Below are 25,756 nucleotides of genomic sequence, written 5' to 3'. Positions count from 1 at the left end.
GAGTGCCCACACAGATTGCTTGATTCAAATTGTTAAAGAGCGTCACGCTTATCGCGTTGAGGAGGCGCATCTTACGCTCCTCACTTCGAAAGTCAAGCGATTGTTTTCGCTTTTCTTTCGGCGCTGGCTTCACGAGGAAGCGAGCTCATCAGGTTGGCGCGGTCCGCCGTGCTGGTAGGGGCGCATTATAGGGAGCCGCGCAGCGATGACAAGGGCTTTTTGCAAAAATGCGTTCGCTTGCTGAAAAAGCAGGCTGAAGCCTCTAAAACAAGGGCTTCAGCCTGCTTTCAAGCCGCTTTTTTGCTCAATTCTTCGCTTTGCGCCTGGATATAGTTGACCCAGCTGGTCGCTCGCTGCTGCCAGTTATCCTGCTGCTGCAGTTCACGGGCCAGCTCCAGCGCCTCGGCATACTGCTCTTTATTGAGGTGCGCCTGCACCAGCAGCGCCTTGGCGCGATTGCCTTGCTCGCCTTTCACCGACTTGATGGCCGCGAGCTGGGTCATGGCCGCATCCGTTCTACCTTGTTGCAACAACAGTTCGGCGGCGCGCATGGCCGCCTTGGGGTGAGCATGCTCGCGGGCAAGCAGTTGCCAGCTGTCGACGGCCTTCGGCCACTCACGAGCACCTTCCCACAATTGGGCCAGCAGTTGGCGGTTCTCGGCGTTCTGCTTCATCTGCCCCTTGGCCATGGCAGACTCCAGCAGACGGGCACCGCGATAGGGCAGTCCCTGCCAGGCATAAAGACGGACCAGCTGGTTGCGGGCAGCGGCGTCATCCATCAGTTGACGGTCGATGGCGGTTTGCAGCAGTGCCAGCGCCTGATCGCCGCGCTTGGCGGAGAGGTTGAGCGACACAGCCTGCTGCCACCACTTGCTCTCTTTCGGCTCGTAGCGGATCAGCTCTGCGGCCTGATCGGCCGCCACACTGTAGTGCTGCAGTGCGGTAAGGGCGGAGAGACGAATGATAGCGGCCTGCTTCTGCCAGCTCTTCTTCAACAGCTGTTCACTCTGACTGGCCGCCTCACCGTACTGCTTGTTGTGGTAATAGAGGCCGGCCAGACGCAGGCGCAAGGCATCGTCAGCCTGGATGGCCAAAGCCGCCTTGTAGCTGGCGATGGCGCCAGCCCAGTTGGATTGCTGGGCCTGGATGTCGCCGCGCAGACGCAACAACTGAAGTTGTTGCTGCTCTGGCCACTCCTTATAGGCCAGGGCCTGCTCCACGTAGCGACTCGCCTGCGCGGTCTGCTGCAAGTTGGCGGCCAGGGATGCCTGCAACTGCGCCAGCCAGGCACGCTCAGCCTCGCTATTTGGTTTGAGGCCGGATGCCTTACTCTGGGCCTGTTGCCACTGGCCGGACTGATAGAGCTTCATCACGGGCTCCAGCTGGCGGGAGAAATGAGGGCTCACCTCCATCGCCAGACAGGCTTGGCTGACCAGGGCCAGCACACAGATCCAGATCCGCAACATAGTTATGACTCCAGTTTGAATTTGAGCGTGATGACTTGCACCAGCTTGTCGGTGGCGCCCGGTCTCGGCTGGTAGCGCCACTTGTTGATCGCCTGAATGGCCGCCCGCTCGAACTGACGCTTCGGCTTGGCCTCAACCACTTCCACATCCTGCACCCGGCCGTCGGCATCGACGCTGAAGCGCAAGGTCACCGACCCTTCGATGCCGGCCTTTTGGGCCCGATAGGGATAGACCGGCTCGATCCGCTGCAACGGCATCAAGATGTCACCGGCGCCAATCCCAGCCCCCTGTTGCTGGCCATGGAAATTGCCGCTCGCAACCGGGGTAGGGCTGGTCGCAACGCCAGGGGCATAGACCTGCACCGCACTGAGGCTGGAGACCAGATCCAGGCTCGGCTGCACCGAGGGCAGCGGTGCCGCCGCAGGCATAGGCAGCGGCGTCGAGGCCAGCGCGGCAGGCGGCTCCGGCAAGGGTTCCGGCTCCTGGGGTACCAGGCGCTCGCGCACCTGTACCTCGGTCACCTCGTTCTGCATGTTGATGACGATGGATTTCTGCTCGGCGCTCGCCTTCTCCCCTCTGGGCGGCTCCACCAGGGTGGCCATGAACAGCAGGATCCCCAGACTGAGGGCAATCCCCAGTCCCAGGCTCATCAGCTTGTATTTCATTTCGGTGCCACCGCCACGGCGATGTTGGCGATGCCTGCCGCCTTGGCTTCATCCATCACCCGTACCACCTTGCCGTGGGGCACCCGCTCGTCGGCCTGGATCACCAGGCTGGCATCGGGCTGTTCCGCCAGCAGGCGGGCGATACTGGCCTGCACCCGCTCCACATCGATCTGCTTGCGGTCGAGGAAGATCTGCCCCTGGGCGCCGATCGCCAGCATGATGCTGGAGGACTTCTGCGCCTTGGCCTGACTGGCCTGGGGCCTGTGCACCTCGAGCCCGGCTTCGCGCACGAAGGAGGTGGTGACAATAAAGAAGATCAGCATGATGAACACGATATCCAGCATGGGGGTCATGTCGATCTGCACTTCGTCACGCTGGCGTTTGGATTGCCGTCTCATTGCATTACCTTCTCTTCTCGCAGGCCGTCCCGGGTCTTGGCCAGCGCACGCTTGGCCTGGCTCTCGAGCCGGCTGAGTAACAACACGCCGGAAAGCGCGACCACCATGCCAGCCATGGTGGGGATCGTGGCTCGGGAGATCCCGCCCGCCATGCTCTCCGGGTTAAAGCGGTTGGCCGCGGCCAACGCATCGAATACGCCTATCATGCCGGTCACGGTACCCAGCAGCCCCAGCATGGGGCAGAGCACCACCAGGGTGCGGATGAAGATCAGATGACGATTGAGCTCAAGCTCGGCCTCGGCCAGCCAGCGCCCGCGAATCGCGCGAGCGTGCCAGCTGTGGCGCTCGCTGCGCGCCTGCCAGCGGTCGAGCAGCTGTCGCTGCAGCGGGGCAAACCCCAGGTTGAGGTAGAGCAGTCGCTCGATCATCAGAATCCACATCAGCACCAGCAGGGCCAGAATGACCCAGAGCACCGGGCCGCCACGGCCCATGAAGCTCTGCAGCTGTTGCCAGATGTCGAGCATCATGCCGCCCGCTCCATCCCGTCACTATTGCTCTCGGCCCGCTCGGCCAGAATGCCGGCCACCTGCTGCTCCAGCACGTTGGAAAGCTCGGTGAAACGGGATTGCAGCAGGCTGTGGGCCAGGATCAGCGGAATGGCCGCCACCAGACCCTGTACCGTGGTGACCAGCGCCATGGAGATGCCACCCGCCATGATCTTGGGATCGCCGGTGCCGAACTGGGTGATGGCCTGGAAGGTTCCGATCATCCCGGTCACGGTGCCGAGCAGGCCCAGCATGGGGGCGATGGCCGCGATCACCTTGACCATACCGATGCCGCGCTCCATCCGGGGGGTCTCCTGCAGGATCGCCTCATCGAGACGCAGTTCGAGGGTCTCCATGCTCAGCTCGGGATGCTTGTCGGCCACCGTCAGCACCCGGCCGAGGGCGTTGTCGGCATGATATTCACCGCTCTTGAGCTGGCGACGAACCCGGCCCAGTTCACGGGAGAGGCTCCACAGCCGTACTCCGGCGATCCCCAGGCCGATGGCGGCCAGCAGCACTATGATGGCGCCGACCTGGCCGCCCTGCTGGACTTGCTGCCAGAAGGTGGGGGCTTGTGCCAACATCTCCAGTAGGGTGCCGTGGGAGGGATCCAGCGGCAGCGCTTCCCCCTCCTGACCCTGATAGGCGGTCGCAGCGGAGAGCACGCTGCCGGGCAGACCCAGCACCGGGCTCAGGCCTTCGGCGGTTGGCTGCAGGAACCCCTGCTCGCCAAACAGCACGAAGCTGCCGATCCGGGTCAACGTCTGCTCGCTGGCAGCCCCCTGGGCATCCAGCACCTTGCCGTCGAACTGGGCAACCCGGCCCGATTCACGGATCTCCTGCAGCAGGGTGGCGGGCAGCAGGGCGAGGGCGGCGCGATCCGGCACCTGCTTCTCCTGCGCCATGGCCTTGAGCGGGGCGAGGCGCTCGGGGTACTGGCCCTCGACGGCGGATTCGCTCAGCAGCTTGACCGCGTTGCTGGCTCCCTGACGGGTCACCGCGAAGATCTCGTTCATGTCGCCGGAGGCCTGCTCCCACTGGGCGTTGAGCTCCACCAACTGTTTTTCGTTGCCGGCAAACTCGGCCGCCAGCTGCTTGCTGAGGCTCTGGGCCGCGGCCAGTTTGGCGCGGGCACTGTTCAGTTCCTTGGAGACGGACGCCAGATCCTGCTGGGCCTGCTGTTCACGGGCTTGCTCCTGCTGCTGCCAGGCTTCCTCGGCAACGGCAGTGGTGGTGCCCAGAGAGAGGGCGATGGCGAGGGGGAACCACTTCATGGTGACGCTCATGACTGGGCCTCCTGACCACGGCTGACGGAAAGGGGGACATTCAACAACTGGGGAACCTTCTTGTCGGCAGCCATCTCCAGCGCCTCGGCGATGGGAGAGAGCCACTGGCTGTCGAGGGGCTGCCACTGCTTGCTCTGCGCAGACCATCGCCACGCCTGGGAGCGATCGGCGGTCATCGCCAGCAGGGAGATCCGGCCCACCGCCAGCACATCGACCCGGCGCGGTGCGCCGTCCAGCGCCAGCTCGGCAGAGTAGCTATCCAACCGGCTGCCGTATTCGGCTTCGATTTGGTAGGCCTGCAGCAGCTGGCGGAACTTCTCCGCCTCGCTCACGTCGGCGCGGGCCAGGGTCGCTTTCAACTGTTCCACCCGCGCTAGGCGATCTTCCTTGCGCAGCGGCATGTCATTTTGTATCAGCTGCTCCAGATCGGCCTGCATCTGCAGCATCAGCGGGATCAGGCCCTGCCGGGTCTCCTGTACCGCCTCCAGCTGCTGGCTCAGTTTGCCCAGCTCATTTTGTTGATCGGCCACCAGAGACTGCATGTAGCGGTTGTAGGCTTCCAGATCGCGCAGTTGCAGCTGGGCATTTTGCAGCTCCAGCCGGGCGGCAACAGCTGCATCGGCGGCTTTTTCCACGCGCTGCTGGGAGGCTTTCCCGGCGGCGATGCTGTTTTTCAGTGCCGGTGCGACCAACTCGTCGGCGCCAGCAGCGAAGTGGACTGACAGTGGCAACAAGGCCAAACCCCAAAACTTATTCATGATATAAATCTTAACAATGATAACTATTCTCATTGTCTCAAAGAGTCGGGCCAGTGGCAATCAGATGATTTTCTTGGCCTGCGGCTGAAAAAACAGGATACTTTTTAGACAAGCACGGGAATTACTGGCGTTGTTAGTCACAACACCATTCTAAATAACTAAAAAATGTCTTTTCGATCAGGATGATGAGTGGTCGAAAAAGGAGAGTTACATGTTTAACGATGCGATCTGGGAACACATAGATCGGTTCACCAAGGCCAAGAAAACGAGCGATATCCAGCAGCAACTGGAGCGCTTCAGCCATCAGATGGGCTTTGATTACTTTCGGCTGCTGATCATTTTTCCCATCAGCATGCAAAAGTCCCATGTGGCCTTGTTCAACAACTGTCCCACCAGCTGGTTTGACGCCTATTCGGAGCGCCACTACCTGACCCAGGATCCGGTCGTCTTCCTGGGACTGAAGCAGACCCAGCCCATCTTCTGGAACAAGCTAGATTGCGATTCCCCCTGGTTGCCCAGTGCCAGCCGGGAGGTGATGAATCTGGCCGCCGACTTCGGGGTGAGAAACGGCGTCTCCTTCCCGCTCCACACCCCGCAGGGGGAGCACGGCATCCTCTCCTTCATCAGCAAGGAGAAGTCCAATTCTGAACTGATGTTTGAAAACGCTCCCACACTGTCGTTTTGCGCCAGTTATATCTTCGGTGCGGCGCTGCAGTTGATAAAGCGCAGACCCGAGCTGATGAAGCACCTGACCGAGCTGTCGGACCGGGAGAAGGAGTGCCTGTTCTGGGCCAGCGAGGGTAAGACCTCCTGGGAGATCGCCACCATCCTCGGCATCAGCGAGCGTACCGTGAACTTCCACCTCAATCAGGTCACCAACAAGACCGACTCCAAGAACCGCAACCAGGCGATCGCCAAGAGCATCTCCAGCGGCATCATAGTGCCCTCCCTGGACGACGTGACCATCACCAACCTGCGGCTGTCATAACGGCCACTCGATCAGACAAACAAAAAGAGCCGCAATGCGGCTCTTTGTATGCGTGTAATAAAGTTGGACACTAAATCATTCTACACGCCGCATTCTTAGACACCAAAAAACAGCTGCACAAAAATAAAGTAGGATACCAACTAACGAATTCAGCCAGAAACCGTTGGATGATGGAGTAATAAAGTGTGACACCAATTTAGCATAATCGGGAACGGTGGATCGCAAGATACGGCTGATGTAGAGAATCGATCCAACGCAATTTCATACCGTGCGAAATACCCAGAGGCTGCAAGTCGATCCCCGCCAAAGCTGGCGCGGTTAACAGCACACCTTGCTCGTCAAAACTTATGAGGAAGCGATCAAATAGCGCGTCGAGGTTGGCGCTCAGCAAAAAGCCATTGAACACATCCAACCGCTCTGCGTCCGTCCCGCATTCGGCCCAAGGCTTGGCGTGGCTCATACCCTGTACCTTAAGCCGCGAAAGCCGCAAGAATAGCGCATAAGCTGTTGTCTTGGCGTGATTTACTCTGCCTATCTCGGCGGCAGTTGGCAGCAATAAATGCCACTGCCCAGCCAAAATCAGCTTCTAATTGGCTGCCGTAACGCGTGGCCAGCGAACGCATGATGGGCGCCAGCCAATCCTTCGCCGATGACGCCATTTTCAGGAACGATAACGGCCCCGCTCCCGTCTGTTGCTGCGCCTGCTGGAGGACAAACCGCTTGACCACCAAGGCCAGCAGACTGGCCCAGATCAGCCCCGTCACCAAGGCCTCTTGGCGCGTCGCGAAGCGGTGCAGGTTGGTGTGGCTTTTCAGCTCCTTGAACAGCAGTTCGACCTGCCAGCGCAGCCGGTAGCACTGCATCACCTCGACCGCGGAAAACAGCTCGCGCGGCAGATTGGTCAGCCATGATAGATAGCGCTTTTCCCGAGCATGCCAGTAGCAGACCATCCGGCAATCGTTGCCTTCCCAAGTCACGTCCAGATCGAGCAGGTCACTGCGGCTCATCCGCCGCCGCAGTGCTTTGAAGCGGAGCCCCAGCAGCGGTTTGAGTCGCTTGCCGGTAGTGTTGTAGGCCTGCGTGATCGTCGGGTTCAGCCCTTTCGAGTAGCGCATCAGATAGAAACCGCCGTAACTCGCCACCTCGCTCATGTACTTGGCGCTGATGTAACCGGCATCGGCCAGCAGCAACGAGCCCGTCAGCGTCGCCGCCTCCGGCAGGAAGGTGCGCTCCGTCTGCGTATCGGCGGTGATCTCCAGCCGGAGCGGCTGTTGCTCTAACAGCGACAGGGTCAGATGGCATTCGACTGCCGCGCCACCGAAGCGGCCGGGAAAGGTCTTGGCAAGTCCGCGATGCACGGCAAAGGAAGAACCGTCGTGAATCAGCACCCGACGGAAGCGGTTGAGCTTCGATGCCACCTGGGGCTGAGGCTCCAGAAGCAAGGCCATCGCCCGCTGGGCAACCGCTGCCATCAGCGTTGCAAAGGCCACCTGCCGCAAGCGGTTATGAAACGGTTTGTAGGCAACGCCTTGTGCCGTATCAGAGTGGATCCCGTTGAAGGTGCGGTGGATGGCAGCAATCGAAGCCGTTTTACCATCGCCCAGTGAGGCCACCAGTGCCGATACCAGCGGCAGCGGGGTGATGTCGCGGCTACGGAGCATGAACTTGGACTCTCTGGCGATCTTGTTCAACCAGTCGGCATTGAACAGTTGTTTCAAGCGCCGAGTTGCACCGACAATGGCCATGGCTCTTCCTCTTGTGTTTGGCGACTTAACGAGATCACATGAAGAGCCACTTTTCCATCTATTTCATCATGTTCCGCTTAAGATCCTGTCTATGTGGCGTGGCTGGCGCGCAGCACCTCAGGTATAGCCACCCCCGTCACGGCACATGCTCCACCCCAGTAATCCAGCATTGCATCACGAAACTTATTTTGCCCAACGCGCTGGCGAACCATTCGTTCGACCTCAGTGCCAGCAATGCCTGCAGGCAGTTCCGCCAGTTCTGCGGCGACCGCTTGCTGGAAATCGTTCGCGGCCTGACTGGGCAGTGCACGAGAAAGACTTGCCGCCCGACGCAGTAATGCGGCCAGATTCGCCTCGGTGGCGACCTGAATTGACGTTCACCATGACGCTGCTCTTCTGGCGGTCGTCGTAGCCGTCCCATGTGGGGTCAGTTCACGAAACGGAAAAAATTGTACGCTAAGCCTTTGGCATCAATGATATCGACACCATTTTTTCCACAATTCATAAAGTTGCGCAGTAATTAGTCGACGACTGGCCCTTGCTAAATAATTTTCATTTCAGCATGAGTTGTGCTTTAAAAATTCAATTCTGCAACTACACTCATTGGGCGAACAGAGCGAGAAATCCGCCGTTAATTCCAATAGCGGGTACGCGAATGAATATCAGCTCTTAGGGGAATATTATGTTAAATTGTCTATTCACCGCTGAAGAACTAACCCCCCAATAACCCCTGCGCAAAATGCCCAGTAGCAAACGCCAGCCCCGCTGCGGCCGTACCCATGATCAAAGTCCGGAGTCCTGATCGCATTGCTGGTAAGCCATAGACGATACTTTTAAGCATTCCGATACCCAAGAAGACGACGCCTGCCAAACCAAGACTCGTCAGGAACTGAATCTGACTCTCCATACCCGGGATGGCATAAGGCAGTAAAGGTAAAGCACCAACCGACAAAAATGCGGCGAAGGTAGTCAACGCGGCTCGGCGTGGGCTGAGTCCGGCACCCGAGAGTCCGTACTCTTCTCGCAACATGGTTGCTACCCACACATCGGGATTACGACTGATAGCCTCCACTACTTGCTCCAGCAATTCGCCGTCGAATCCCTTCGCCTGAAACAGCTGGCGAATTTCCTCACGTTCACCTTCTGGCACAGCACGGATATGTTCACGTTCTGTGCGTTCAGCAAATTTGATCTGATTCAACTGCGCCTGGCCCGCTTCGTAATTACTTACCGCCATGCTGAAGCCGTCTGCAATCAGGTTTGCAAAGCCGAGTACCAACGCAACCTGTGGCGAGAAACCTGCGCCGAACGCACCCGATACAACCGCAAACGTTGTAACGCAGCCATCGATGCCGCCAAGCACAGCATCTGGTAGCGTCGAGGCCTTAACGGGACCAGCAAGCCGTGCACGAACGGCATTAGGCTGGTGCTCGCTGAGCAGTCTTTCATTTTCTGTGGATGGCATCTTTCAGCTTCCTGTTCAGGACGCGATTTGGTGCTTTGGGATTATAGGCTCAGTTCGACCTTGTCACTTTATCTGTCAATATACATCTTCAAGATAACGTCCCTGGCCTCTCAGAGTTTCAATATCGATGTGCAAGGGTTTGAGAATGTCTTCTATAACCTGCCGCACAGCCGCCGCCATATCCTGGCCACCACAGACCAGTATCTGCGCACCGGTGTTAACCATCTGTCGCACGGCTAATTCATCCTGTTTGAGCTTATCCTGCACGTAGGCGCGCTCGTCTGTTCTTGAGAAGGCTGTGTTCAGCCCGCTCAGTCGATGATCCTCAAGATAGCGCCCAAGCTCAGGTTGGTAGAGAAAATCTGACCTGGCATCGCGACCGCCCCAGTACAGATACATAGGGTTGCAACTGGTATTGTTTCTGATGAAACCGGTTAACGGACCAATCCCGGCACCTGCACCAACAAGAATCACTGGTCGGTTACCGGTAGCTGGCCGAAAGCCTGGATTGGGGCGGATGAAGCCATCGATACAATCACCCGGCTTGAGGTCATGCAAATAACCGGAGCAAAGACCGCCGGCCTGCTTACGGACGCATATCTCAACAATTTCGTCATTTGCCGAGGACGCGAGCGAGTAGAACCGCGGGGGTTGACCGTGTGGGGGAATAACCCCCAAAAGGTCTCCCGCCTCGAACGGTGGCAGCGCTTTAAATCTTCTTGGAGAAGCCGTTAGCCATCCGCCCTGCTCCGCCGGTTTGAACCGGAAGATACTGGTGGGCGCCTGAACCGCAATCCCGTAATCCGCCCTTTCTACCAGTTCCAGTTTGACCGTTGCTGGCTGCAATGCACAGTAGTTCAAGAAAAGCGGAGTACCGATAACCTCACCAACCCGGTTTCCCCACTCACTGAATTGCGAGGCAGAACACCGATCAATCAGTTCAATGGCGTGCAAACGGCTGACGCCTTTACCGGCGAGCGCAGCATCCACCGACAAGGCAAACTGACAGAAGTTCGGAAACTGCCGGTCACCAAAACCCAGTACCGTGTATCGCAGGTTCTTCTCAGCCCGGAATTCTTTGAGCCTGGCCATAAACTGCCGGGCCGATGCGGGTGCATCACCATCGCCGTATGTCGAAGTCAGCACGAACAGCCTGGAAGCCTGCGGATACTGCTTAGCCAGGGCATTCATCTCGCTGCAATGCACGCGGAAACCGGCCTTATTCAGGCTGCTATGGAGTTCCCGGGCAAATCCCCAGGTGGCATTACCTTCGGAGCCGACCAGAATAATTGTATCCGCCTGAGCGGCATCGGCGTTGTCAGGAAGCTGCCCTGAAGACCGGCGACGCTGCCACCAGATGGTTGCACCTGTTATCGAGAGAGCTGGCACAGTCAGTGCCGCAGCGCCAAGAATCAGGCCAAGCCACCATAGGCCTTCACCGGTGTGCAAACGTACAATCCAGTCCTGCAATACGCCGCTGTCAGAGCGCGGCTGGAACTGCAGCAACTCGCCCGTAGCCTGGTCCACGAATCCGGAGCCGCCGGCGGTTGACAGTGAATAGACATCCTGCGGATCACCGGGATAGGGAAACACCAGTTCCCGGAGTTCGCCAAGATCGAAATTGCCTAGGGCTTTTAAGGTGCCCACAGGCGATGGTTGCCCGCCCGAGACCTCAGCCGGAAACCTTGGCCCGGTGTCAGGCGCTTCAGCCAGCAAACCAAAGCGCTGTGCGGACATATAGCTGCCGGTCAGCGCGGATAACAGTAGGCCGAGCACGGCAAACCGGGCCAATTCGGCATGGATTCGTTTCCCGCCAGAGCCGGAAAGCGGTCTTAATATATTCTTCCAACCCCCGGTACGCCGGGCTATCAAAAATATTCCCGAAAGACACAGAAGCACCATCAAAACAGCCAATACGCCGGCCAGCGCTCTACCGGCATCATCCAGCATAAACGCACGATGCAGATCCTTGATCCAGCCAAAGAATGCGGAAGGTTCGTAGGGCGTGCCCTCACCTGTTACCGGATTCACCAGATCCGCACCGGCCTGGCCGTCACGGCTGTAATAGACAATGACCTTGCCAGAAGGCTCTCGCACGATCTGCTCAGTCCCGGGATAGTGAGCAACGACCCGGTCTGCCAGCTCGGCAATACTGACTTCACCGGAAGCCGGAATGACCGCTGACACTCTATCCAGCGTCGGAGCCAAAGCCAACACAGCTCCCGTGACCGAGAGAACGATCAGGAACACGCCTGCAAGCAAACCCGGTAAACTGTGGAACTTGCGCAACATAATAGCCGATGCTCCTGGTGAATTATTGAAGCTCGTAGGTCAGAGCGCGCACGTAACCACGTCCTGAAACCGGCTTTCCGGACCCTTCGGTGGTCAGGGGGGCTATCACATCGGCTCTGATATCGCGCATATCTTCAACAGCAGAGTCGACTCGAACCTCATAGCCGTTGTCGATCAGCGAATCATCGAGGTTCACAGTCACTTTCAGCGTGCGGCCACTGGTAACACTGGCGCCAGTCAAGCCGTCATACTCTGCAGGATCAAGCCCACTGCCCCGGGCCCAGCCTCCCAGGTGTTTGTAGTATTTAGATTTCTTCCCGGAAACCCAAAGGGTACCCTGATACTCTCCGGCGGCATCGGTAAGATACAGCGCCAGATAGGCTCCATCGCCGCCGTAATTCTGTAGTTCCGTAGTGAAGGTCACGTCACGGGCCTGGGCGAATACCGGTAAAGCCAAGGCGGCGAAAAGGCTGCAAGTGAGAACAAACGTTTTCATAAATGGTCTCCAAAAACCTGATGAACGTTAAAGGAACAGGGCAAATTCGCTCAGTTACTCAACGGTAACCGTGGGACGCCCCTTGACGATGCCGTTGCGTGGCGCCTGACTTTTGGGATTGTCCTGTCCATTTTTCCTGTTGCCGCGGTCCCTCTCCTCATCGTCACTGTCTTCACGCTCCCATTTCATCATGGTCAATGAAGCGGGCGCGAAAGAGGCTTCTGCCCTGATCCCATCGGCATCGAGGCCCCGGACTTCATAACAACCGTCGTCAACCTTTATTCGGTGAACTGTCCAGCCTTCGGCTTCCAGCTTTTCACGCAGATTTTCACGGGGCTGCCAACTCGCCACCGGATCATCGCAGTCGTCATCGGCCAGTGCGGTGCCGCTCAGAAGTAACAAAGACAGGCTCAGAATAATGGGTTTGGTCTTCATGGTGTCTCTCCTGCTGGTTGTGTTAAATCCACTCTAAGGCGCTAACCTGACAACGACCTGAACAAACGAGGCCATTTCAGCGGAACTGAAAAGCTTCTTTATGGAAGCGAGTCAGGCGGAAGGGTGCTGCCCGCAAGCCGTTTCTAATGGCTTCCCCCAGCCCTGCCGGGCCGCAGAACCAGACCTCTGCGCCTGCTGCCGAGCGTCCGTTGGTAGACAACGTCTCGGCAGACAACCTCTGCCCCTTGCTGCTGTCATGAATCTCGAGGTGTATTCCGGGAAAGCCATCGCAAAGCGCCCGAAGTCGATCCACCATGGGATCCTGGCCGGCGTTGCGCGTGCAGTAATGCAGATCGGCTTCAGGCACGGTGGCGTCGGTGGCGCTGCTTAGAGCTTCGAGCCAGGCCAGAAACGGCGTGATCCCGATGCCACCGGCTATCCAGATCTGGTGGGATTTGCGGTTGCGGCGATCGAAGTTAAAACAGCCGTAAGGGCCTTCTATATTTACAGTTTGCCCCACGCTGATTTTCTGGCTCAGATTGCGGGTAAAGTCTCCGAGGGATTTGATGAGGAAGGTAACAGTGCCATTTTCCCGATCCGCACTGGCGATGGTGAACGGGTGCGCACCCTCAATCCGGTCGAAGGTCACAAAGGCGAATTGCCCCGCACGGTGACCGGGCCATGCCGGCCCCATGTGGCAGGTAACTTCGGTGACGTCCCGGTCTGGTGTTTTGATCGCGGTGACCATGCCGCGAACCTGGCGACGACGACCAACTCTGCCGGTCAGAGATAGCCCGCTGGCGATGCTCCCGCCAAAGAGCAAAATGGCCATCAGTAGTCCGATTGGCTGCTGCCACCATTGCAGCGGAGTCAGCCACGCCGCGTGGAAAGCGAGCAACAGATAAAGCACCGGCATGCCGCGATGCAAATAACGCCAGTATTTGTAGGGAAACTTGCGCCACAAAGTGATCAACAGCATGGCGAACAGCAGATAGACGGCGAACTCCCCTACCTCTTCCGCAGCATCGCGCATGGTGTCGATGAACCCGGAATAATCCTGATCGTGCAGCCTGCCGGCCTTTCCGAAAATCGACTCTATAACATCGTCACCCATTTCAATCAGCCAATGAGCTGCCGCGAATACCACTGCCAGAATGCCCGCCCATTTGTGGGTGCGATAGATCTGATCCAACCCGCCCAGCGGTCTCTCCAACCAGGCTGGGCGCAGTGCCAGCATCATGGTCAGTGACATCAGAGCAATGGATAACAGCCCACTGAGCAGCAGGCTCTGGTCATAGACTGCCCAGGGAGAACCGGCCCCAGGACCTGCAAAGAGGTTCCAGGCCCATAGGCCCAAAACCAACACAACGAAAGGAAAAATCATCCGCATCATCACATCTCCTGCGATCGGTACCTGGAATATTCCCCCGAAGGCTAGCGCCCAAACCTGACAGCCAGCTGAAGGTCGGTGAAGAGAGATCGAAGCGTTATTGACCATTCAGGCTGTTGTCAGGTTCGAGCTGTAGTATCTTGATTTCAGGGCTGGGTCAGAGGTGAACAATGCGGGTTCTTTTGGTGGAGGATACGGCGGGATTGGGCGAGGCGGTCCGGGATCAGATTGCGGACGACGGCCACGCCGTGGACTGGGTGCAAACTCTGCGCTTTGCTGAGGCGAGTATCAGGACCACAGCCTACGACCTGATTCTGCTGGACCTGATGCTGCCCGACGGCCATGGCTTCGGCTTTTTGCGAACGATCCGGGCTACCGGAATAACAACACCGGTGATCATTCTGACCGCCAGGGATCAGGTGTCTGACCGGATTGAAGGATTGAATGCCGGTGCTGACGACTACCTGGTCAAACCCTTTGATCTTTCGGAGTTGTCGGCCCGCGTGGCCGCGGCGGCTCGCCGATATCGCGGCAATCCAAGCCCGATCATACAAGTGGGCGAGCTGATGATTGATCTTGGCGATCACCGCATCAGTCGCAACGGCCTGCCGGTAGAACTTACGGCACGGGAGTGGGCATTGTTTGAGGGCTTTATCCAGCGACCCGGAATGCTGTTATCGCGATCGCAACTGGAGGATCGTCTATACGCTTTCGGGGCCGAAATCGAAAGTAACACCATCGAAGTTTATGTCAGCCGTCTGCGTAAAAAGCTGGGGCGGGACGCTATCGTAACCGTCAGGGGAATGGGCTATCGCCTGGAAACACATGACCACTAGAACCAGCCTGCAAAAAACACTCGGTATCGGCCTGACACTCGGTGTCACCCTACTCTGGCTGTTGGGCGTGACCGCTTCGGGACTGGTGGCACAGCATGAAATGAACGAGGTCTTCGACAGTGCCCTGGAAGAAACCGCCCAGCGCATACTGCCACTGGCGGTCACCGACATCCTGAACCGTGAGAACGGCGCGGGCAATCAAAAGGCCCCAGCCCTGAAAGACCATGACGAATACCTGACCTATCTGGTACGGGACGAAGCTGGAAATATTCTGCTCCAGTCCCACGATGCCGACCCTGGCGTGTTTAGCAGGACCCCCGCGGAAGGGTTTTCAGATACTCTGACCCACCGGCTATATGGCGTATCTGCAGTCAGCAATACCATCTATCTTGAAGTGGCCGAACCCTTGGCGCACCGGCGTGAATCCGCTCTGGAGGCGGGATTAGCCTTACTGTTGCCTTTACTGGTGCTGATTCCGGTCAGCCTGTTGGGTGTCTGGTGGATTGTCCGGCTTTCCCTTCGTAAGGTGGTCGATTTTCAGCAAGACATTGAATCCCGCGGCGCGGGAGATCTGTCCCCTGTTGTAGAAGAGCAGTTACCCCGTGAATTTGAACCAATCGCCGGTGCCATCAACCGGCTGCTTGAGCGTTTGCATCGTGCTCTCGAATCAGAACGCAGCTTTACCGCCAACAGTGCCCATGAATTGCGAACTCCCCTGGCAACAGCGCTTGCCAAAGTGCAGCGACTGAAAACCAGAATGCCCGATGATTATCTCAAGAATGATGTTGCAGAAATTGAAGAAGCGTTACGCAGTCTCTCGGTGCTGTCCGGAAAACTGCTCGAGTTGGCAAAAGCAGAAGGTGGCGGTGCACTCTCACAAAGCCAGCAGGATCTTGTGCCCATCCTCGCGATGATTGCCCGGGATTTTGAGGCCCAGGCACCCGGGCGAGTTGTTTTATCCCTGCCGGAGCGCGAAGTGAACTCCTTTCTTGATCCCGATGCCTTCGCCATCCTGGTGCGTAACCTGATCGAGAATGCCCTTAAGCATGGTTCCCGTAGCGAGCCGGTGAAGATCAACCTGAACGATAATGGGGTTTTAAGGGTCTGCAATGGCGGTGCAAGAGTGCCACCGGAACAGCTCGCTCTTTTAAGAAACCGGTTTGCACGCGCCAAAACGGACGCTGCAGGTTCTGGCCTGGGCCTCGCGATTGCCGATGCGATTGCTAAAGGTGCCGGCATGACCCTGCATCTCAGATCGCCGGCAACAGGACGGCAGGATGGTTTTGAAGCGGAGCTGAATCTGGCATGTATCTGACACTCACCGACATTGTGCTGCTGACGAGCATCATTCAATCGCTGGCTCTTGCCGTTTTTCTCCTACTTCCATCCAACAGTGGGCTCATATCTAACCGACTCCTGGTTGCCACTCTGGTGTTCTTCGCCGCCGGGCTGGGAGAGATCTTCCTCTATGGCAGCGGGCTTGCGCTCCAGTACCCAAACTTCGCCTACCTCGGAACACTCATCGGACTTCTACAAGCCGGCACGCTCTATCTATATGCGCAATCGCTGATGTATCAGAATTTCCAGTTAAGCGGGAAGCATCTCGTGCACACGTTGCTCTTCTGGGTGGTCGGCGCAATTTTTCTGATTGAATATTATTTACAGCCAAGCGAGACCAAAGTTCAGATTCTGCTTGAACGGGACCACCCGGGCGTACTTACCTCTCCCCTTCTTGCAGTCGCTATTCACGCGGTCTTTCTGGGCTACCTGTACGCGACTATTCGTGCGATTAACCGTTTCGGCCTTGGTATTCGACAGATTTTCTCGAGTATTGAAAACAAACAACTTGCGTGGTTACGGACGCTTCTGATCGGCTATGCAGTGGCTTGGACCGTGAGCATGATGTACTGCCTTACAGCGCATGTGTTTAGAAGCGTGCCCGGAACCGAGTGGGTGGCCGGCGCTGGCGCTGTAACGGGCTTCATTTTCATCAATTTTCTGATGATAAACTCTCTTCGCCAACCCGTTGTTTTCTCTGGATTGGCAGCAGACCAGGCCGCCTTGCTGGAAGAAGAGCCCACGCCGCAGTTTGATCAAACTTTAAAGGTCAGGCTCCAACAGTTAATGCACCAGGAAAAGCCCCACTTGCACCCCAACCTGACCCTGGAACAACTTTCACGGAAATTGGGCGCCCCTTCAAGAGAGGTTTCACGGGCCATTAACCAAGGCTTTGGCTGCAATTTCTTTGAGTTCGTCAGTCGCTATCGCATCGACGAGGCGAAATCGCGCCTGGCCGATGCAGCCAATCAGGCAAATATTCTGCAAACTATGTATGACTCTGGCTTCAACTCGAAGTCCGTATTCAACACTGCTTTCAAGAAAGAGACAGGATTTACCCCCAGTGAATATCGCCGACGAGCCCTGCAGGGCGATATCCGACCCTAGCCACGATCCTGAACCTGGCTACCCGGCGTTCGAGTACGCTCTCACCCGATACTGAAACCTCTAAACAGCTGAATTGTAGGTTTTTATTTCTAAACCATGGCATCGGTTCGGTTTCGTACTTGCGAACGATTCTTTGGCCTCCCTTCCGTACTCTGATTGCCAAGCGCCACCAAACCCGGTGCTCGTGAAGCTCAACGCAATATGAAGAGGTCATGTATGAAAACCAAATTACGCAAAACCGCTGTTCCCGCAGTGGCCGCAGCAATCTTCAGCCTGATGTTTGCCGGTAGCGCCCAAGCTCATTGTGATGCTCTGGACGGTCCCGTGATTACCGAAGCCCGTGCGGCACTGGAGTCAGGCAATGTTAAGCCCTTGCTCAAATGGGTGCCGGCAAAGGATGAGGCCGAAATCAAAAGGGTATTCGCCGATGTGCGCCAAGTCCGCGGGCAAAGCGAAACTGCGAAAAACATTGCCGATCAGCATCTGTTCTCGACGCTCGTTGAGGTTCATCGTGCCTCCGAAGGCGCACCCTTTACCGGCATCAAGCCTTCCGGACAGATTGATCCGGGTTTAATGGCGGCGGATGCGGCGTTGGAAAACGGGCAAATTGATCGCCTCGTGGCAAATATAACCCGCAAGATCGAGAACGGTATTCGTGAGCGTTATCATGAGGCTCAGCGTGCAAGGGCCATGGCTGATCAAAGCGTCGATAAGGGGCGTGCCTTTGTCGCTGACTACGTCAATTACATTCACTATATAGAGGGCGTGCATGGCGCTGCTGGAGGGCAGGGGCACTAATTCCTATCTTCACGCAGACGCAAAGCAGGCTGACGGCCTGCTTTGCCGTTGTATTCATTTCCAGTTTCGCCTTCGGCTGAATTGGTACCATCATTCTATTAAGGCGCATCAAAAAACATAAATGAACCCAACACCAATCTCCGCTTCATAATCATTCTGGGATATCGGGCTATCTGAGACGTCACTCCCATAAACTTCGTAAAGAGCTTCGCCGAAGATCTGCCAGTTCTTGTTCAGGTAGGGGTCAGCTCACGAAACGGAAAAAATCGTACGCTAAGACCTCTGCATGTTCCCGCAGTTCTTCGCCAACAAGCCGGTCGAGCGATTGATCGGCCCCGGGCTCTGCGCCGATGACCTTAATGATGATGTGCTCGGGCGCTGTCTGGATGCGCTGTTTGCGGCCGATGTGTCGACGCTTTATCAGGTGATGGCCGAGCAAGTGGTCGCCAAGCTGGGGCTCAAGCCCACGGCGGTGCATCTTGATATCACCAGCTTTCACGTCGATGGCGCCTATGACTGCGCCGATGGCGAACAGACCGGCCGGCTGCAACTGGTGCGGGGATACAGCCGTGACCATCGGCCAGAGCTCAATCAGGTGATCCTGGAGCTGATCTGTGAGAATCAGGCCGGCTTGCCGGTGTACCTGCAAGCGCTCAGTGGCAACAGCAACGATAACAGCGCCTTTCGCGAGACGGTTAATCGCCACCTGCGCAGCCTCAAGTCCGCGCAGGAGAGCCGCTATCTGGTCGGTGATGCAGCGCTGTACTGCGCCGAGACCCTGCACCTGTTGCATCATCAGCGCCAGCTGTTCATCACCCGCGTGCCGCGCACCCTGACGGAAGCACGGAATGCTGTGGCAGCCATTGGTGAGGCGCCGCTGACCGCGCTGGGCGATGGCTACCAGGGGCGCTGGCTGGATGCCGACTACGCGGATGTGCCGCAGCGCTGGCTGCTGGTGCGCAGCGAAAAGGCCAACCATGCCGAGCAGAAAACGCTGGCCAAGCACCTGCTGGGCGACAGCACCCGCGAGCTCAAGGCGTTCACCAAACTGTGCGCGCGGCGCTTTGCCTGTCAGGCCGATGCCGAAGCGGAGCTGGCGCGCTTTGCCAACGGGCTGAAACTACTGGAGATTGTGCAAGGCCACGTGCTGACGGAGCCCGTTTACGCCAGCGCCGGCAGACCCAAAAGCGGCCAGCAACCCGACAGCTATCAGTACCGCATCGAGGGTCAGGCCGCTACCTGCCTGGAACGGGTGGAGGAGGCCAACGCCCAGACGGGCGTGTTCATCCTGGCCACCAACGACCTGAGCGGCACCCTGACCATGGCCGAACTGCTGGCCACCTACAAGGCACAGCAAACGGTTGAGCGCGGCTTTCGTTTCCTCAAAAGCCCCGAGTTCCTGACCTCATCGCTCTATCTGAAAAAGCCGGAGCGCATTGAAGCCCTGTTGATGGTGATGACCTGCAGCCTGATGATTTACGCCGCGCTGGAGCACCGTATCCGCAAAGGGCTGGTTGCCCAAGGCCGCAGCGTGCCGGACATGAAGAAGAAACCGACGCAGAAGCCAACCGCCCGCTGGATCTTCCTGTGCTTTGGCGGGATCCACGAGTACAGCCTGGGGGGCGAACCAGCCCAAGTGACCGACATCAACACCGTTCAGGAGACCATCATCGACGTTCTCGGCCCTCGATACCGGCAGATTTATTCATGAAGCGGGTGCGGAATGTCGGGTTCCACTTTGGCTGAGCTCCATGTATTTCACAGAGCCCTTCGGAAAATCCTTGCGAACCAAAAGCACTTCATCAACCTGTCACGTCAGTGACACGACAGTGTCATCTCTCAGCTTTACCGTTCAATTGTAACTCGCAATACGGCGAGCTTATTTATTGCAAAAGGTGATCCTGTGGCGCCAACTCAATCAACCAATGTGATGCTTCGAGTCGAGAGTATGGGCGTAACCTACCCGGGAAACGTCCTCGCGCTCAAACCCACCAACGTTCACTTTCACAAGGGCGAATTCACCGTGCTACTGGGACTTTCAGGCGCGGGTAAATCCACTCTGCTTCGTTCACTGAATCACCTGGTTAAGCCCACAACCGGGAAGGTTGTGTCTGGCGAGTTTGGTGAACTGACCAACCGTAGAATCCTGCGACAGCACCGCAGCCGCACCGCCATGGTGTTCCAGCATCACCAGCTGATCGAACGATACACCGCGTTACAGAATGTGCTGACAGGCAGACTTGCGTATCACGGTACTTGGCGAAGCCTGCTTCCCCTGCCCCGGCAGGACCTGGAGTTGGCTCTGCAATGCCTCGACCGCGTAGGTCTGGCTGACAAAGCGCTTTCCCGAGTAGATCAGTTGTCCGGCGGCCAGCAGCAGCGGGTTGGAATCGCCAGAGCATTGGTGCAGCAACCATCCATGATTCTTGCCGATGAGCCCGTTGCCAGCCTGGATCCGGCCACTTCTGAAAAGGTACTCGGCCTACTGCGCGATATTTGTCAGGAAGATGGAATCACCGCGGTTATTTCCTTGCACCAATTGGAATACGCCCAGCGTTTTGCAGACCGGATCATCGGCCTTTCGAACGCTCATATCGTTTTTGACGATGCTCCTGAAAACCTGAAATCGAAACACCTGGACGAGATTTACCACCGTTCACCCAGCGTGGTAGCTGCGGAAGGCAAACCAGCCATCCATAAACCTAAGACCACCCCGATAACGACAGACGTACTGGAGATAGCACAATGAAGACAATGATTCACTCTTTGCTGGCTCTGATAATGATGCTCGGCATCCATTGGTCAGCCCATGCCGCAGATACAGACCCTGATCTTTTGAAAGTTGCCTTGCTGCCGGATGAGAACGCGTCAGAACTGATCAAGCGAAACCAACCTTTGAAGGATTACCTGGAAACCACTCTTGGTAAGGAAGTAGAACTGATTGTTACCACCGATTACTCCTCCATGATCGAAGCCATGCGTTTTGGCCGAATTGACCTGGCTTACTTTGGTCCGTTGTCCTATGTGATGGCCAAGAGTAAGAGTGACATTGAACCCTTTGCCGCCATGGTGGTAGACGGGAAGCCGACTTATCGCTCCATCATTATTGCCAATGCGGACTCTGGCGTTGGCTCCTTCGCGGATATCAAAGGCAAGAAAATGGCCTACGGTGACCGCGCATCCACTTCCAGCCACCTGATCCCCAAGACCGTACTCCTTGAGAAGGCAGAGCTCGAAGCCGGAAAGGACTATGAGGCTCATTTCGTCGGTAGCCATGACGCTGTTGCGGTTAACGTCGCCAATGGCAATGCCGACGCCGGAGGGTTGTCCGAAGTTATCTTCGAGCATGTGATGGACCGCGGTTTGATTGATCGGAGCAAGGTCAAAGTGCTGGGCTACAGCGGTGACTTTCCTCAATACCCCTGGGCCATGCGTTCGAACCTGGCCCCTGAGCTGAAGAGCAACATTCAGAAAGCCTTTCTGCAGATCGATGACCCGGAGATTCTCGACAACCTGAAGGCTGAGGGATTCGCGGCAATTACCGACGAAGATTACGATGTCATCCGCGCTATGGGTGGCCTGCTCAATCTTGATTTCGCAAAAATGTGAGGAGTGCCCCATGAACTATACAACGACGGAACCGGCGACTCTGTCGCCGGCCCCGTCGGCCTCCGTGCTGGATGAGCACGCGAAAGGCTGGCGGAAAAAACTCGGACAGTCGCTGTTAGTGCTGCTCATCATTTTTGTCGCAAGTTGGCACGTAGGGCTGCTCAATTTCAATACACTTGCCAATGGCGTGCCAGCCATAGGCACACTCATTGGCGAATCTCTTCCACCTGACTTCACCAATGTGGCCAGCTGGGTGTCGCCGTTAATCGACACGCTTGCGATGAGCATTGCCGGTACTGCCATTGCAGTAACCTTGTCTGTGCCACTGGCATTCCTGGCTGCGCGCAACACCTCTCCACATCCGGTGGTGTTCCAAGTAACTCGAACCCTTTTAAACGGTTTGCGTTCAGTCCCGGAACTGATCATGGGCATCATCTTCGTGGCTGCTGTTGGTTTTGGGGCGTTGCCTGGCGTACTGGCGCTCGGTCTTCACTCCATTGGCATGGTTGGAAAGTTTTTTGCCGAAGCGATTGAGCATGTAGATGAGGCGCCAGTGGAAGCGGCCGATGCTGCCGGCGCTACTCGCTTGCAGGTGCTCTATCACGCCGTGCTGCCACAAGTACTTCCTCAATTCGCGGACGTGTCCATTTATCGCTGGGAATACAATTTCCGTGCCTCGACCGTAATGGGCATGGTGGGTGCCGGTGGTATTGGCTTCGAATTGATGGGCTCGCTGAGAATCATGCAGTATCAGGAAGTCAGCGCCATTCTCATTGTCATCTTGTTGATGGTCACCGTCGTGGACAGTCTCAGTGGCCGCCTTCGTAAGAAATTCAAATAAGGACCGTCGATGAAACCCAAGGTTGTGATAACCCATAAGATCCATGACAGTGTTCTGGATGAACTTGCCCAAGATTGCGAGCTGGTCACCAACCAATCCGGCGCCACGTTGCCCCAGGAGGAAGTGGCTGCGCGCGTTGCAGACGCTGATGCGATGATGGCGTTCATGCCAGACCGAGTTGGAGTGGAGTTCCTACAGGGGTGTCCGCGCTTGAAGGTGATTGGTGCAGCCCTGAAAGGCTATGACAACTTTGATGTGGATGCCTGCACGCGTCATGGGGTTTGGCTGACATTTGTACCGGATTTGCTAACCGTGCCTACTGCAGAGCTAACGGTCGGGCTGACGATCAGTCTCACCCGACAAGTCAAGGCGGCGGACCACTTCGTTCGATCCGGTGAATTTACTGGCTGGACACCACGCTTCTATGGGCAGGGGATCGAAGGCTCACGGATTGGTATTGTGGGTATGGGGGCCATCGGCCAAGCGGTGGCGCAGCGCCTGAACGGATGGGGAGCGGATTTAATCTATTCCCAGCCGGAACGTTTACCCGTGCAGCATGAGCAGGCACTGGGTTTGTCCCATACTCCCCTCAAGATGCTGCTGGCCCAGTCAGATATTGTGATCCTGGCACTGGCGCTCAATGAGCAAACCCTCCACACCATTAATCGCGAAACGCTAACAGGAATGAAACCGGGCGCATTCCTTATCAATCCCTGCCGTGGATCTGTGGTGGATGAGGGTAGTGTTCTGCAAGCGCTTCAATCCGGTCAGTTGGGGGGGTACGCCGCTGATGTGTTTGAGATGGAAGATTGGGCGAGAGAAGATCGTCCGAGGGAGATCGCCCAGGGGCTCAGGGCCCACCCCAACACGCTGTTTACTGCTCACATCGGATCGGCAGTCAGCCAGGTGCGTCTGGCTATCGAGCAACGCGCTGCTCGGAACATTCTGCAAGTGCTTCGGGGTGAGCGGCCGGGTGATGCGATCAATGATCCCAGTGGCCGCGAGAGCGGCCCATGCTGAATCTTGTCTGGCTGAAGAGTTTCGTGGCGGTGCTGGACCACAACGGGTTTCAGGCCGCAGCCCGCCAGTTGGACATCGCACAACCCACACTGTCCCAGCACCTTCAAAAACTCGAAAACCAACTTGGCGTTTTATTGGTCCACAGGGGGCGCTCTGGCTGTGAGCCAACCCGGGCTGCCTTAACCTTGTTGCCTTTTGCCCGAAGTCTGCTCCGGCTGGAGGAGCAGGCGAGATCTTCCATTATGGAGGCTCGACTTCGCGTTGGGGCGAGCTCCAATATTGGGATTTATATGCTCCAGCCCTACATCCGTCGTTACAAGGAGCTGGGCGTAGGGCCCGAGGTGGATGTGGTAATAGATTCCAATCCGACTATTGCACGGCATTTATCGGACGGTGAGCTGGACGTGGCGATTATGGAGTGGTGGCATGATCTACCCGGATTCCATGCTCAGGCGTGGCGTAACGAGCCCGTTGTTCTAATCGTTCCGCCTGGTCACCCGTTAGCCCGTCGAACCGATATCGACCGCGATACGCTGTCTAACATGGCTCTGATCGGCGGCGAACCCGGCACCGGCACTGGCCGGCTTTTGGCGACCTACTTCGGTGAGCATGGGCCATTTCCGACGGTATCTATGCAGCTGGGTAGCACCGAAGCCGTCAAGCAAGCGGTTAAGGTCGGACTTGGCGCATCGTTGGTGCTTGAAAGTTCTGTACGGGAGGAGGTCCAAAATGGAAGTCTGGTGGCTATTCCCGTGAGTGAGCCTGGCCTTAGCAAGGAGCTGATGGTGATTTATCCGAGCAGCCTGGACAAACACAGGCCAGTATACTCGTTTGTTGGGCATCTCTGTGAATAGCTATTGGGTCCACCTCACGCATATCTAGCTGGGAATGCAGATACTGAGCCTCACGCTCACTTCGACAACGCAGTATTCCGTCATCTGCATATCGGCAGAATGGGATATCCGGATGACGAACGGTCAGCCAACGATCCAATGCATAATGCAGAAACAGGTTTGCCAGAACTGGCGATAACGGGCCACCTTGTGGTGTGCCAACGTTCCGTCGTTCCTGCTTACCATCTTTCGTCTGCATCGGTGCCGTTAGCCAGCGCCTCACATACAGCAGCACCCAGGATTCAGAGCAATGGTGGTCAAGGGCCTTGAGCAATAGCTCATGATCAATATGATCAAACAAGCCACGGATGTCATACTCCAGCACCCAGTCCCTTTCCCAGCACCGCTTTCGCGTGATCGCAAGCGCATCATGCGGGGATTTCCCGCGCCGATACCCGTACGAGTCCACATGAAAGACAGGTTCCAGGATAGGTTCCAGCGTCATAGTAACCACAGTTTGCGCTATACGATCGCTAACCGTGGGTACCCCGAGCAATCTTTCTCCTCCACTTTTCTTCGGAATTGGAACTGCTTTGACGGACAGTGGGAAATAGCTGCCGGACGACATCCGATTCCAAATTAGATAGAGGTTCTTACTTAAGTCTCGATCAAAGTCCTGAATCCGACTTTCCGCACCTGATTCTGGATTTTTTTTCGGCGACGTTCGCTACACGTTTGACGAAGTTTGCTAGGTTCCGCGATTCTCACCGTTTGGCTCCAGCCTGCGGTAGGTATGCCGATGATGGTTAAGACATCTGTGATCTGGCCATACCTTGGCAACTTAACCGAGCAACACTAATGCAAGACACCATTGGTGTCAGGAAGTTATTTATCGGCCTCTCGGTCACGTGACATTCGTCACATAAAGTATTCTCGAAATTAGGTGCGGAATGACGGCTGAATCGTCTGGCCATCTACACCGGCCGCACCTCGATTTGATTTAACGCGCTGATACGCCTTCCATACCTGGCGCTTGGAATTTTTTTCTCTAATTGCGGAAATACCGAAATTAGAGAAAACACAGCACGCCCCTCAGTTAGTAATATGGCTGCATTGTTAATATTCGAGGTTGTGCCCATGGCTAATAATCACAAGGTAATGACAGTTCGCGTAGATCAGCTGATTCTTTCACCTGAACTATCCGTTGACTATCGTCACGTCTTGACCAGTTTGCGATATCGATCGAACAGCTTTTCTTCCATCCCCCATGACATTCTTCTTGAATTCATTATGGCCCACCCACCAATTGGGTATATGGATGGCGAATACTTTCACGTGATTAGCAATATCAGAACACTCGGTATCAAAGTAAGCGTCCGGCCACTACCGTCTGGTGAATGGAGGCAGTTGTGGACAAAGTAGTTCCCACTAAAAAGTAGTGGGAA

25 protein-coding genes and 1 pseudogene are annotated in these 25,756 nt (G+C 56.7%); 11 read left to right on the top strand and 15 right to left on the bottom strand.

Annotated elements, in window-relative coordinates; all coding sequences use genetic code 11:
* Positions 1-287 precede the first annotated feature (287 nt).
* The 6 genes from PG892_RS15730 to PG892_RS15705 are packed head-to-tail and all read right to left on the bottom strand — an operon-like array spanning position 288 to position 5,118.
* Complete coding sequence (locus PG892_RS15730) at positions 288-1,466, bottom strand: tetratricopeptide repeat protein (protein ID WP_264787072.1); 1,179 nt, start codon at positions 1,464-1,466, stop codon at positions 288-290.
* A gap of 2 nt (positions 1,467-1,468) precedes the next feature.
* Positions 1,469-2,131, bottom strand: coding sequence for an energy transducer TonB (locus PG892_RS15725; protein WP_264787073.1), 663 nt, complete (start codon positions 2,129-2,131; stop codon positions 1,469-1,471).
* Positions 2,128-2,529, bottom strand: a complete 402-nt coding sequence (locus tag PG892_RS15720; protein ID WP_005321875.1) for an ExbD/TolR family protein — start codon at positions 2,527-2,529, stop codon at positions 2,128-2,130. Before PG892_RS15720 ends, PG892_RS15725 begins: the two co-directional genes overlap by 4 nt.
* Positions 2,526-3,056 (bottom strand): MotA/TolQ/ExbB proton channel family protein, encoded by a 531-nt coding sequence (locus tag PG892_RS15715; RefSeq protein WP_042079095.1) that lies wholly within the window; start codon positions 3,054-3,056, stop codon positions 2,526-2,528. The genes PG892_RS15720 and PG892_RS15715 overlap by 4 nt, the downstream gene beginning before the upstream one ends.
* The gene (locus tag PG892_RS15710; protein WP_257712286.1) at positions 3,053-4,360 is read right to left on the bottom strand and encodes a MotA/TolQ/ExbB proton channel family protein; all 1,308 of its coding nucleotides are present in this window, start codon (positions 4,358-4,360) and stop codon (positions 3,053-3,055) included. The genes PG892_RS15715 and PG892_RS15710 overlap by 4 nt, the downstream gene beginning before the upstream one ends.
* Positions 4,357-5,118: a DUF3450 domain-containing protein gene (locus PG892_RS15705; protein ID WP_210556814.1), complete on the bottom strand. Its 762-nt coding sequence runs from the start codon at positions 5,116-5,118 to the stop codon at positions 4,357-4,359. Before PG892_RS15705 ends, PG892_RS15710 begins: the two co-directional genes overlap by 4 nt.
* A gap of 211 nt (positions 5,119-5,329) precedes the next feature.
* On the opposite strand from PG892_RS15705, the gene PG892_RS15700 reads away from it, so the two are divergent.
* A complete protein-coding gene (locus PG892_RS15700) occupies positions 5,330-6,106 on the top strand; it encodes a helix-turn-helix transcriptional regulator (RefSeq protein ID WP_042079092.1) in 777 nt (258 codons plus the stop codon).
* Between the two features lie 196 nt (positions 6,107-6,302).
* On the opposite strand, the gene PG892_RS15695 is transcribed toward PG892_RS15700, so the two are convergent.
* From PG892_RS15695 to PG892_RS15665, 7 genes are all read right to left on the bottom strand, one after another.
* On the bottom strand, positions 6,303-6,566 hold the full coding sequence (locus tag PG892_RS15695) for an HNH endonuclease signature motif containing protein (protein ID WP_270825567.1): 264 nt from the start codon (positions 6,564-6,566) through the stop codon (positions 6,303-6,305).
* Between the two features lie 10 nt (positions 6,567-6,576).
* Positions 6,577-7,851, bottom strand: a complete 1,275-nt coding sequence (locus tag PG892_RS15690; protein WP_103261613.1) for an IS4 family transposase — start codon at positions 7,849-7,851, stop codon at positions 6,577-6,579.
* Positions 7,852-8,563: 712 nt separating this feature from the next.
* Complete coding sequence (locus tag PG892_RS15685) at positions 8,564-9,316, bottom strand: VIT1/CCC1 transporter family protein (protein WP_011784790.1); 753 nt, start codon at positions 9,314-9,316, stop codon at positions 8,564-8,566.
* A gap of 75 nt (positions 9,317-9,391) precedes the next feature.
* Positions 9,392-11,608, bottom strand: coding sequence for a PepSY domain-containing protein (locus PG892_RS15680; RefSeq protein WP_020833790.1), 2,217 nt, complete (start codon positions 11,606-11,608; stop codon positions 9,392-9,394).
* Positions 11,609-11,630: 22 nt separating this feature from the next.
* Complete coding sequence (locus tag PG892_RS15675) at positions 11,631-12,104, bottom strand: DUF2271 domain-containing protein (protein WP_019677799.1); 474 nt, start codon at positions 12,102-12,104, stop codon at positions 11,631-11,633.
* A gap of 54 nt (positions 12,105-12,158) precedes the next feature.
* The gene (locus tag PG892_RS15670; RefSeq protein ID WP_020833791.1) at positions 12,159-12,539 is read right to left on the bottom strand and encodes a PepSY domain-containing protein; all 381 of its coding nucleotides are present in this window, start codon (positions 12,537-12,539) and stop codon (positions 12,159-12,161) included.
* A 76-nt stretch (positions 12,540-12,615) separates the two neighbouring features.
* On the bottom strand, positions 12,616-13,932 hold the full coding sequence (locus PG892_RS15665) for a ferredoxin reductase family protein (RefSeq protein ID WP_020833792.1): 1,317 nt from the start codon (positions 13,930-13,932) through the stop codon (positions 12,616-12,618).
* A gap of 167 nt (positions 13,933-14,099) precedes the next feature.
* Between PG892_RS15665 and PG892_RS15660 the strand changes: the two genes are divergently transcribed.
* The 4 genes from PG892_RS15660 (at position 14,100) to PG892_RS15645 (ending at position 18,008) form a co-directional block, all read left to right on the top strand.
* On the top strand, positions 14,100-14,765 hold the full coding sequence (locus PG892_RS15660) for a response regulator (RefSeq protein ID WP_020833793.1): 666 nt from the start codon (positions 14,100-14,102) through the stop codon (positions 14,763-14,765).
* On the top strand, positions 14,755-16,080 hold the full coding sequence (locus PG892_RS15655; protein ID WP_011786649.1) for an ATP-binding protein: 1,326 nt from the start codon (positions 14,755-14,757) through the stop codon (positions 16,078-16,080). Before PG892_RS15660 ends, PG892_RS15655 begins: the two co-directional genes overlap by 11 nt.
* Positions 16,071-17,210: a helix-turn-helix domain-containing protein gene (locus PG892_RS15650; protein ID WP_052816350.1), complete on the top strand. Its 1,140-nt coding sequence runs from the start codon at positions 16,071-16,073 to the stop codon at positions 17,208-17,210. Before PG892_RS15655 ends, PG892_RS15650 begins: the two co-directional genes overlap by 10 nt.
* A gap of 216 nt (positions 17,211-17,426) precedes the next feature.
* Positions 17,427-18,008 carry a DUF6448 family protein gene (locus PG892_RS15645; RefSeq protein ID WP_270825565.1) on the top strand — a complete coding sequence of 194 codons (582 nt, stop codon included), beginning with the start codon at positions 17,427-17,429 and terminating at the stop codon, positions 18,006-18,008.
* A 108-nt stretch (positions 18,009-18,116) separates the two neighbouring features.
* Here PG892_RS15645 and PG892_RS22670 read toward each other — a convergent pair whose 3' ends face one another.
* The gene (locus PG892_RS22670; RefSeq protein WP_077909722.1) at positions 18,117-18,245 is read right to left on the bottom strand and encodes a MipA/OmpV family protein; all 129 of its coding nucleotides are present in this window, start codon (positions 18,243-18,245) and stop codon (positions 18,117-18,119) included.
* 43 nt (positions 18,246-18,288) lie between these two features.
* Between PG892_RS22670 and PG892_RS15640 the strand changes: the two are divergent.
* The 6 genes and pseudogenes from PG892_RS15640 to PG892_RS15615 form a co-directional block, all read left to right on the top strand.
* Positions 18,289-19,719, top strand: a pseudogene (locus tag PG892_RS15640) (IS1634 family transposase); the annotation flags it as partial.
* Between the two features lie 219 nt (positions 19,720-19,938).
* The gene (gene phnC, locus PG892_RS15635) at positions 19,939-20,757 is read left to right on the top strand and encodes a phosphonate ABC transporter ATP-binding protein (protein ID WP_020833797.1); all 819 of its coding nucleotides are present in this window, start codon (positions 19,939-19,941) and stop codon (positions 20,755-20,757) included.
* Positions 20,754-21,617: a phosphate/phosphite/phosphonate ABC transporter substrate-binding protein gene (phnD, locus tag PG892_RS15630; RefSeq protein ID WP_011784780.1), complete on the top strand. Its 864-nt coding sequence runs from the start codon at positions 20,754-20,756 to the stop codon at positions 21,615-21,617. Before phnC ends, phnD begins: the two co-directional genes overlap by 4 nt.
* A 10-nt stretch (positions 21,618-21,627) precedes the next feature.
* Positions 21,628-22,458: a phosphonate ABC transporter, permease protein PhnE gene (gene phnE / locus PG892_RS15625; protein WP_020833798.1), complete on the top strand. Its 831-nt coding sequence runs from the start codon at positions 21,628-21,630 to the stop codon at positions 22,456-22,458.
* A 9-nt stretch (positions 22,459-22,467) separates the two neighbouring features.
* The gene (locus PG892_RS15620) at positions 22,468-23,478 is read left to right on the top strand and encodes a phosphonate dehydrogenase (protein WP_011783502.1); all 1,011 of its coding nucleotides are present in this window, start codon (positions 22,468-22,470) and stop codon (positions 23,476-23,478) included.
* Positions 23,472-24,332: a LysR family transcriptional regulator gene (locus PG892_RS15615; protein WP_011783503.1), complete on the top strand. Its 861-nt coding sequence runs from the start codon at positions 23,472-23,474 to the stop codon at positions 24,330-24,332. Before PG892_RS15620 ends, PG892_RS15615 begins: the two co-directional genes overlap by 7 nt.
* Here the strand turns inward: PG892_RS15615 and PG892_RS15610 are convergent.
* Positions 24,247-24,939 (bottom strand): reverse transcriptase domain-containing protein, encoded by a 693-nt coding sequence (locus tag PG892_RS15610; protein WP_071882548.1) that lies wholly within the window; start codon positions 24,937-24,939, stop codon positions 24,247-24,249. The two genes, PG892_RS15615 and PG892_RS15610, sit on opposite strands and share 86 nt — an antisense overlap.
* Positions 24,940-25,756 lie beyond the last annotated feature (817 nt).

The organism is Aeromonas sp. QDB68, assembly GCF_027707405.1.
In the GTDB taxonomy this organism is placed as follows: Bacteria; Pseudomonadota; Gammaproteobacteria; order Enterobacterales; family Aeromonadaceae; genus Aeromonas; species Aeromonas caviae.
The sequence above is the reverse complement of the archived record's forward strand: the minus strand, read 5'-3'. Positions and strand labels throughout refer to the sequence as shown.

Excerpts from the sequence above, each read along its gene's own strand:
- PG892_RS15655 (WP_011786649.1), top strand. The coding sequence starts at position 14,755 with ATGACCACTAGAACCAGCCTGCAAAAAACACTCGGTATCGGCCTGACA.
- PG892_RS15700 (WP_042079092.1), top strand. The coding sequence starts at position 5,330 with ATGTTTAACGATGCGATCTGGGAACACATAGATCGGTTCACCAAGGCC.
- PG892_RS15615 (WP_011783503.1), top strand. The coding sequence starts at position 23,472 with ATGCTGAATCTTGTCTGGCTGAAGAGTTTCGTGGCGGTGCTGGACCAC.
- PG892_RS15610 (WP_071882548.1), bottom strand. The coding sequence starts at position 24,939 with ATGTCGTCCGGCAGCTATTTCCCACTGTCCGTCAAAGCAGTTCCAATT.
- PG892_RS15650 (WP_052816350.1), top strand. The coding sequence starts at position 16,071 with ATGTATCTGACACTCACCGACATTGTGCTGCTGACGAGCATCATTCAA.
- phnE (WP_020833798.1), top strand. The coding sequence starts at position 21,628 with ATGAACTATACAACGACGGAACCGGCGACTCTGTCGCCGGCCCCGTCG.
- phnC (WP_020833797.1), top strand. The coding sequence starts at position 19,939 with ATGCTTCGAGTCGAGAGTATGGGCGTAACCTACCCGGGAAACGTCCTC.
- PG892_RS15695 (WP_270825567.1), bottom strand. The coding sequence starts at position 6,566 with ATGAGCCACGCCAAGCCTTGGGCCGAATGCGGGACGGACGCAGAGCGG.
- PG892_RS15730 (WP_264787072.1), bottom strand. The coding sequence starts at position 1,466 with ATGTTGCGGATCTGGATCTGTGTGCTGGCCCTGGTCAGCCAAGCCTGT.
- PG892_RS15720 (WP_005321875.1), bottom strand. The coding sequence starts at position 2,529 with ATGAGACGGCAATCCAAACGCCAGCGTGACGAAGTGCAGATCGACATG.
- PG892_RS15725 (WP_264787073.1), bottom strand. The coding sequence starts at position 2,131 with ATGAAATACAAGCTGATGAGCCTGGGACTGGGGATTGCCCTCAGTCTG.
- PG892_RS15670 (WP_020833791.1), bottom strand. The coding sequence starts at position 12,539 with ATGAAGACCAAACCCATTATTCTGAGCCTGTCTTTGTTACTTCTGAGC.
- PG892_RS15715 (WP_042079095.1), bottom strand. The coding sequence starts at position 3,056 with ATGATGCTCGACATCTGGCAACAGCTGCAGAGCTTCATGGGCCGTGGC.
- PG892_RS15645 (WP_270825565.1), top strand. The coding sequence starts at position 17,427 with ATGAAAACCAAATTACGCAAAACCGCTGTTCCCGCAGTGGCCGCAGCA.
- PG892_RS15665 (WP_020833792.1), bottom strand. The coding sequence starts at position 13,932 with ATGATGCGGATGATTTTTCCTTTCGTTGTGTTGGTTTTGGGCCTATGG.
- PG892_RS15710 (WP_257712286.1), bottom strand. The coding sequence starts at position 4,360 with ATGAGCGTCACCATGAAGTGGTTCCCCCTCGCCATCGCCCTCTCTCTG.
- phnD (WP_011784780.1), top strand. The coding sequence starts at position 20,754 with ATGAAGACAATGATTCACTCTTTGCTGGCTCTGATAATGATGCTCGGC.
- PG892_RS15705 (WP_210556814.1), bottom strand. The coding sequence starts at position 5,118 with ATGAATAAGTTTTGGGGTTTGGCCTTGTTGCCACTGTCAGTCCACTTC.
- PG892_RS15690 (WP_103261613.1), bottom strand. The coding sequence starts at position 7,851 with ATGGCCATTGTCGGTGCAACTCGGCGCTTGAAACAACTGTTCAATGCC.
- PG892_RS15675 (WP_019677799.1), bottom strand. The coding sequence starts at position 12,104 with ATGAAAACGTTTGTTCTCACTTGCAGCCTTTTCGCCGCCTTGGCTTTA.
- PG892_RS15660 (WP_020833793.1), top strand. The coding sequence starts at position 14,100 with ATGCGGGTTCTTTTGGTGGAGGATACGGCGGGATTGGGCGAGGCGGTC.
- PG892_RS15685 (WP_011784790.1), bottom strand. The coding sequence starts at position 9,316 with ATGCCATCCACAGAAAATGAAAGACTGCTCAGCGAGCACCAGCCTAAT.
- PG892_RS15620 (WP_011783502.1), top strand. The coding sequence starts at position 22,468 with ATGAAACCCAAGGTTGTGATAACCCATAAGATCCATGACAGTGTTCTG.
- PG892_RS15680 (WP_020833790.1), bottom strand. The coding sequence starts at position 11,608 with ATGTTGCGCAAGTTCCACAGTTTACCGGGTTTGCTTGCAGGCGTGTTC.